The organism is Streptomyces telluris (genome assembly GCF_024519335.1).
Classification (GTDB): domain Bacteria; phylum Actinomycetota; class Actinomycetes; order Streptomycetales; family Streptomycetaceae; genus Streptomyces; species Streptomyces telluris.
Genome location: NZ_JANIID010000072.1, coordinates 1 through 6,199, shown reverse-complemented (window position 1 = coordinate 6,199; position 6,199 = coordinate 1). Strand labels below are relative to the sequence as shown.

Genomic DNA, 6,199 nt, shown 5'->3' with positions numbered 1-6,199 from the left:
AACCTCAGGCCCATCATCAGCTGCGCTCACGAAAGGAGCCGGCGGTCCCATGGCACCCCTGGCTGATTTCGAGAACCACCGCCCACAACTCTGGTCCGTCGCCTACCGCATCACCGGCTCGGTCGCCGATGCCGATGACGCGCTGCAGGAGGCCTGGCTGCGCTGGCAGCTCCTCCCCGACGGAGAGGCGGCCAATCCCGCCGCCTATCTGACGACCGTCGTCAGCCGCATCTGCTTCGACCAGCTGGGCTCCGCCCGCTCCCGCCGCGAAACCTATGTCGGACCTTGGCTGCCCGAACCGGTCGTCGGCGAGGTTCCCGGGCCCGAGGACCGGGTGGCCCTGGACGAATCCGTCGGGATAGCGCTCCTGACCGTGCTGGAGAAACTCACGCCGGCCGAGCGGACGGCGTTCATCCTGCACGACGTGTTCTCCGTACCGTTCACCGAGATCGCGGAGGTCGTAGGCAAGACTCCGACCTCCGTACGACAGTCGGCCTCCCGTGCACGGAAGCGCGTACGGGGCGAATCCCCGCGCTGTTCCGTCGACCGCGGTGAGCACCGCCGTACCGTCGAAGCCTTTCTCGCCGCCGTGATGAACGGCGACTTCGAGACCCTCCTGTCCGTCCTGGACCCGGATGTCGTGTGGCGTTCGGACGGCGGCGGAAAGGTCTCGGCCGCGCGTCGCCCCGTGTGCGGCAGGGAGAACGTCGCCCGCTTCGCCCAGGGCATCAGCCGCGGCTTCGACCCGCTGTCGATGCGGGTGGTGATGCGGGACGTCAACGGCGCACCCGGCATCGTCTCCCTCGATCCGGCCATGGGCAGGATCCTGGTCTTCGCGTTCACCGTGCACGAGGGGCGGATCACGGAGGTCTACGCGGTCGCCAACCCGGACAAGCTCCGCCACCTCGATGTGCAGGAGCTGTGTCAGGAGCTGTGTCAGGAACAGCTCTGCCCGAAGGACCTGTGACCTGCGGCTGTCACACTTCTGCCCGCTGCGTCGTCGGGTGGGTATGAACCGACAGCATCGACAGCCTCGACACCACGTCATCGTCCTCGGCGCCGGCTACGCAGGCCTCACCGCCGCTCTGCGGCTGGCGCGGAACCCTGCCGTCAGCGTCACTCTCGTCGACCCCAGTGACCGCTTCACCGAGCGCGTCCGACTTCACCAACTGGCCGCCGGGCAACCGGATGTGACGCACCCGCTGTCCTCGTTCCTGCGCGGCACCGGGATCCGGCACGTCGCCGCCCGCGCCGTCGACCTGGACCCGGCTGCCCGCGAGGTGCGTACGGACGACGGCCGCACGCTGTCCTACGACCGGCTCGTCTACGCGCTCGGCAGCGTCACGGACACCCGCATCGCGGCGGAGGAAGGGACGGTGGGCGAGCGCGCGTACACCGCGGAGTCGGCGGCCGAGCTGGGCAAGCGGCTGCTCGACGGGCCGGGGCGGCTCGCGGTCGTCGGCGGCGGGCTCACGGGTGTCGAACTCGCCTCCGAGATCGCCGAATCGCACCCCGCGTGGGACGTCCGCCTCCTCACCGCGGGCAGGGTCGGCGCCGGCCTGTCCGCCAACGGCCGGGCTCACCTCAGGAGGGCTCTCGCCGCGATGCGCGTACGGGTGATGGAGGGGGAGCGCATCACGTCGGTGGACGAAGTCGACGCGGACGTCACCGTCTGGTCGGCGTCGCTGCGGCCGCTGACCGGGCTCGCGGGCGCGGCGGGCCTCGAGCTCGACGGGGAGGGGCGGATCGTGGTCGACCGCATGCTCCGGTCGGCCACGGATCCGGCCGTCTACGTGGCAGGGGACGCGGCGGCCACCTCCCTTCGGATGGCGTGTGCGACCGCGATGCCCACGGGCGCACACGCCGCCGCTTCCGTCCTCGCCGACCTGGAGTCCGGGCCGGCGCGGCCGCTCCGCTTCCGTTACGTCGTGCAGTGCATCAGCCTCGGCCGCAACGACGGCCTCATCCAGCCGGTGCACCGCGACGACTCGCCGCTCCGGTCCGTCGTGACCGGGCGGCCGGCAGCTTTCGTCAAGGAGCAGGTTGTCCGCTCAACGGTCCGGATCCTGCGTGTGGCGGCGAGCCGGGCACGGGCCCGGTAGCGACCGGGCCCCGGCACTCGGCGTTGCGTTCCGCCCACGCCGTGAGCACCGAGCGGCACGCGTGGTCCATGTGCCGCAGGCCGCTCAGATCGAGCTCCACGTTGCGCCCCGAGGGCGGCAAGGAGGCGTCCAACTCGTCGAGGATCTTGGGAAGTCGGAGGAAGTTCGCGTTGCCGAGGACCCGGACGCGGACCGTGCCGTCCTCCGTGGTCTGTGTTTCCACGTGGACGTGCGAGGACTCCCAGGCGGCCTTGGCGACGGCCATGAGGAGGCCGAGGACGACGCCCTCGAAGAGGTTCGTCACCACGATGGCCCCTGTGGTCACCACGAGTACCACGGCCTCGCCGCGGTGCTCGCGCCACAGCCGGACGATGTCCTGGAAGGGCAGCAACTTCCACCCCGCGTGCATCAGCACCCCGGCGAGTGCCGCCACCGGGATGAGCTCCAGGGCCCAGGGGACGAGCGAGACGAAGACGAGCAGCCAGACGCCGTGCAGGACGCGCGCCGCCTTGGTCTTCGCCCCGGCCCGGACGTTGGCCGAGCTGCGGACGATGACGGCGGTCATCGGGAGCGCGCCGAGCGCGCCGCACACCGTATTGCCGGCGCCCTGGGCGATGAGCTCCTTGTTGTAGTCCGTACGGGGGCCTTCGTGCAGCCGGTCGACCGCGGCCGCGCTGAACAGCGTCTCCGCGGAGGCGATGAGCGCGAAGGCCAGGACCGTGCCGAGGACGCTCATCTCGCCGAGCAGGGCGAAGTCCGCGCTGCCCGGCGGCTGGATCGCGTCGAGCATGCCGCTCACCTCGATCCGGGCCACGGGCAGGGACAGGCTGCCGACCACGGCCGTCGCCAGCGCGACCGCGACGAGCGGCGCGGGCACGAACTGCGCCCCCTTCTGCCAGTGCGGCCACAGCACCAGCACGGCGATCGTGCCGACGCCGACCGCGGCGGCGAGCAGGGCGTCGGTCGAGATCAGCGTCTCGATGATCAGGTCGGGAAGGCCCGCGATCTTGGCCGGGCCGCCGGCCGGCGGGCGGGCGTCGGCCATGGCGTAGATCTGGCTCGCCATGAGGACCAGGCCGATGCCGGCCAGCATGCCCTGGATGACGGCGACGGAGATCGCCCGGAACCACCGGCCCAGGCGCAGCAGCCCCATCGCGATCTGCAGCAGTCCGGCGGTGAGGACGAGGACGCCGAGCGCGGTGAGCCCGAACTCCCGCACGGCCTCGTAGACGAGCACGGTCAGGCCGGCTGCCGGGCCGCTGACCTGCAGGCTGCTGCCCGGCAGCAGGCCGGTGAGGATGCCGCCGACCACGCCGGTGACCAGGCCCAGTTCGACCGGGACGCCCGAGGCGACGGCGATGCCTACGGAGAGGGGGACGGCGATCAGGAAGACGACGAGGGAGGCGGTGAAGTCGGCGCGGAGATCACGGCGCAGGGCGGCCCCGTTGTCGGCACCGTCGTTGTTGGCACCGTCGTGGGAAGGGTTTGACCGGAGCTTGGTCCTGGCGAGCACTTTGCGGGCAGGGGTGAGGGGTATTTTGTCCATGAGGATTACCTCCGAGCGCGCGGCGTCGCGCAGCGATGTGATCGTTGCCTGTCGGATGTCGGGGTACGGGCAGCGGATACGTCGGGGTGAGGACCGGCCGGACGGCAGAGGGTGACGGAGCGTGCCGTGGACACCCGCGGTCATTCTGTCCAAGTGGCCAATACCGTTGCCCTGTTGGCGTGTTACCACGATGTAAACGCAGTGGTGGCGGGCCGGAATAGGCTGTTCCGATCGCTCCGGCGCAGGCCTCTGCGGGCCTACCGGTGCATTGCGCCCGGCGCACGACCTGCGCGCGGAGTGCAAAGATGGCCGGACACGCCCCCCGCTGACGTCCGGCGCTGACCGGCGTCGACGATCAGCGCACTGTTGAAGTCCCGGCTGCCCGGCTGCACTGTGAAGCCCGGCGTGCAGCCCATCCCCGCGCAGCGAAGAGGTGAGCCCGTGGCACAGAAAGTCGCCGTCCTCGGCACCGGCAAGATCGGCGAGGCGCTGCTCAGCGGCATGATCCGCGCCGGCTGGTCGACCGATGACCTCTTGGTCACCGCGCGACGCCCCGAGCGCGCCGAGGCCCTCCACGCCCGCTACGGAGTCGAGACGGTCACCAACGCCGAGGCCGCGAAGTCCGCGGACACCTTGATCCTGGCCGTGAAGCCGCAGGACATGGCGGCGCTCCTCAGCGAGCTCGCTCCGCACCTGCCCGCCGACCGGCTGGTCATCAGCGCGGCGGCCGGCGTCCCCACGTCCTTCTTCGAGGAGCGGCTGCCGGGCGGCAACCCCGTCGTACGCGTCATGCCGAACACCCCCGTCCTGGTGGACGAGGGCATGTCGGTGATCTCCGCGGGCACCCACGCCACGGAGGACCACCTCCTCCGCACCGAGGCGATCTTCAAGCCCGTCGGCAAGACGCTCCGGGTGCCCGAGTCCCAGCAGGACGCGGCGACGGCGCTGTCCGGTTCGGGGCCGGCGTACTTCTACTTCCTCGTCGAGGCGATGACCGACGCCGGCATCCTCCTCGGCCTGCCGCGGGACAAGGCCCACGACCTCATCGTCCAGGCCGCCATCGGCGCCGCCGTCATGCTCCGCGACAGCGGTGAGCACCCGGTCAAGCTCCGCGAGGCGGTCACCTCACCGGCCGGCACGACGATCAACGCCATTCGCGAGCTGGAGAAGCACGGGGTACGGCACGCGCTGATCGCCGCCCTGGAGGCCGCCCGCGACCGCAGCCGGGAACTGGCCTCCGGCGAGGGCTGACGGGGCGGGCCCCGGATCGCCGACCCTGTCGGCGATCCGGGCGGCGATCCGGGCGGTGCCCCTCTTTATGCGTGCTCAGTACGCGGGCAGCAGGCCGATCGCCCGATAGGCGGCGTCCACCGTCGGCCGGGCGATCCTCCGCGCCCGCTCGGCCCCGTCCCGGAGTACGGCATCCACATAAGCCGGGTCGCCGCACAGTTCGGCATGCCGCTCCCGCAGCGGCCGCAGGACTTCCAGCACCGCATCAGCGGTATCCCGCTTGAGAGCGCCGTACGAGGAATAGCCGCCCGCGAGCTCCGCGGGATTTCCCCCGTTGCACGCGGCGAGGATCTCCAGCAGATTCGCGATACCGGGCCGCGTCTCCCGGTCGTGGACGACGTCACTGCCGCTGTCGGTCACCGCCCGCATGATCTTCCGGCGCACGGCGTCCGGCTCGTCCAGCAGATAGACGATGCCCGACGTCTCCGCGTGGGACTTCCCCATCTTCGCCGTCGGATCCTGCAGATCCATGACCCGGGCGGCCAGCTGCGGCAGGACGGCCTTCGGCACGGTGAACGTCTGCCCGTACCGCTGGTTGAACCGCACCGCGAGATCCCGCGTCAGCTCGACGTGCTGCGCCTGGTCGTCCCCCACGGGGACCTCGTCCGCCCCGTACGCCAGGATGTCCGCCGCCATCAGCACCGGATACGTCAGCAGGGACAGCCTTACGCTGCCGCCCGTCGCCCGCTCCCGCGCCGACTTCTCCTTGTACTGGATCATCCGCCGCATCTCGCCGTCGGACGCCGTGCACTCCAGGAGATAGGAGAGCCGGGTGTGCTCGTCGACATGACTCTGGACGAACACCGTGCACTGCGTCGGATCCAGCCCGGCCGCCAGCAAGAGCGTGGCCGTCTGCCGGCTGAGGCGCTGCACCCGAGCCGGCTCGTGCTCCACGGTCAGGGCGTGCAGATCCACGACGCTGAACAGCGCGTCGGCCTTGTGCTGGTCCACCTCCACCCACTGGCGGAGGGCCCCGAGGTAGTTGCCGAGCGTCAGGTGACCGGTGGGCTTGATACCGCTGAAGATCCGCGTGGGCATGGGTCGTGCGCTCCCTGTCTGGAGGGGACGCCGCCACGGACAGCAAAAACGGCCGCCGAGGCGGCGGCCGTTGGATGCATGCGCGAAGCACGGAGTCGGGCCGCCGTCAGGCGGCCCACCACTGCTGTGTACGCACATGCCGAGTCATGCCGCCGACCGTACGCCCCCGAAAAGTGCTTGCGCCACTGGTTTGATGCGCCCTACGGGGTCGTGTAGAGTTCTT

General features: G+C 70.9%; 5 protein-coding genes. 3 read left to right on the top strand and 2 right to left on the bottom strand.

Going from position 1 to position 6,199, the window contains the following annotated elements:
* The first annotated feature begins 49 nt into the window (after window positions 1-49).
* Window positions 50-967 (top strand): sigma-70 family RNA polymerase sigma factor, encoded by a 918-nt coding sequence (locus NQU55_RS35990; RefSeq protein ID WP_168095473.1) that lies wholly within the window; start codon window positions 50-52, stop codon window positions 965-967.
* Window positions 968-1,010: 43 nt separating this feature from the next.
* Window positions 1,011-2,102, top strand: a complete 1,092-nt coding sequence (locus NQU55_RS35985; protein ID WP_168095472.1) for an NAD(P)/FAD-dependent oxidoreductase — start codon at window positions 1,011-1,013, stop codon at window positions 2,100-2,102.
* Here the strand turns inward: NQU55_RS35985 and NQU55_RS35980 are convergent.
* The gene (locus tag NQU55_RS35980) at window positions 2,032-3,648 is read right to left on the bottom strand and encodes a SulP family inorganic anion transporter (RefSeq protein ID WP_168095471.1); all 1,617 of its coding nucleotides are present in this window, start codon (window positions 3,646-3,648) and stop codon (window positions 2,032-2,034) included. The genes NQU55_RS35985 and NQU55_RS35980 overlap by 71 nt on opposite strands.
* 441 nt (window positions 3,649-4,089) lie before the next feature.
* Here NQU55_RS35980 and proC point away from each other — a divergent pair, with 441 nt between their 5' ends.
* Entirely contained in the window at window positions 4,090-4,899 is an 810-nt protein-coding gene (gene proC / locus NQU55_RS35975) for a pyrroline-5-carboxylate reductase (protein ID WP_168095470.1), read from the top strand.
* A 75-nt stretch (window positions 4,900-4,974) separates the two neighbouring features.
* Here proC and trpS read toward each other — a convergent pair whose 3' ends face one another.
* Window positions 4,975-5,976 (bottom strand): tryptophan--tRNA ligase, encoded by a 1,002-nt coding sequence (trpS, locus tag NQU55_RS35970; protein ID WP_168095469.1) that lies wholly within the window; start codon window positions 5,974-5,976, stop codon window positions 4,975-4,977.
* Window positions 5,977-6,199 lie beyond the last annotated feature (223 nt).